This is a genomic window from Streptomyces sp. NPDC101166, from assembly GCF_044768125.1.
GTDB lineage: Bacteria > Actinomycetota > Actinomycetes > Streptomycetales > Streptomycetaceae > Streptomyces.
The window spans coordinates 1-1,049 of the sequence record NZ_JBIWPF010000352.1; the positions used below are offsets into that span (position 1 = coordinate 1).

Sequence of the window (1,049 nt, forward strand, 5' to 3'; positions counted from 1 at the left end):
CGCCGGCAAGACCACCGCCGTGCGCGTGCTCACCACGCTGCTCATCCCCGACGCCGGCCACGCCGTCGTCGCCGGGGTGGACGTCCTGAAGGATCCGCAGCTGCTGCGCTCCCGCATCGGCACCTCCGGCCAGTACGCCGCGGTCGACGAATACCTCACCGGCTTCGAGAATCTCGAGATGGTGGGCCGGCTGTACCACATGGGGGTGCGGCGCAGTAAGGAGCGAGCGCGCGAACTGCTGGACCGGTTCCGCCTCGCCGATGCCGCCGACCGTCCGGTCAAGGGTTACTCCGGCGGTATGCGCCGCCGCTTGGACCTGGCGGGCGCGCTGGTCGCGAATCCGCCCGTGCTGTTCCTGGACGAACCCACCACCGGCCTGGATCCCCGTGCGCGCCTGGACCTCTGGGATGTCATCGAGGAACTGGTGGCGGGCGGCACCACGCTGCTGCTGACCACCCAGTACCTGGAGGAGGCGGACCGGCTGGCCGACTCCATCGCCGTCATCGACCACGGCCGGGTGATCGCGGAGGGCACCTCCGACGAGCTCAAGGCGATGGTGGGCGGCGACCGGATCGAGCTGGTCGTCGATCACGCCGACAATCTCGCGGTGGCGCGGCAGGCGCTGGAAGGCTTGGCGCACGGCGAGATTCGGCTCGAGCCGGGGCTGCGGCGGATCATCGTGCCGGTCGAGGACGGCTCGCAGGCGCTGGTGGAGGCGATCGGGCAGCTGACCGAGCACGAGGTGCAGATCCACGACGTGGGGCTGCGCCGGCCCTCGCTCGACGATGTGTTCCTGTCCCTGACCGGACACCAGGCCGAGGAACTGATCAACGGCAATCGATCCGCCGAGGAGAAGGAGGGCGCCCGATGAGCGCCGCGCTCGCCGTCGCCGGAAAGCCTTCGCTCGCACAGCGACTGGCCATGGTAGTGACCGACAGCATCACCATCACCAAACGCAATGTGATCAAGATCCGGCGGGTGCCGGACGTGCTGATCTTCTCGACGCTGTCGCCGATCATGTTCGTGCTCTTGTTCGCCTACGTCTTCGG

1 protein-coding gene and 1 pseudogene are annotated in these 1,049 nt (G+C 68.7%); both read left to right on the top strand.

What is annotated here, in order from left to right; translation table 11 throughout:
- The coding region (locus tag ACIRS4_RS39045) for an ATP-binding cassette domain-containing protein (RefSeq protein WP_404205156.1) at window positions 1–871 on the top strand (871 nt) is incomplete at its 5' end.
- A pseudogene (locus ACIRS4_RS39050) lies at window positions 868–1,049 on the top strand (ABC transporter permease); the annotation flags it as partial. The gene ACIRS4_RS39045 and the pseudogene ACIRS4_RS39050, both read left to right, overlap by 4 nt.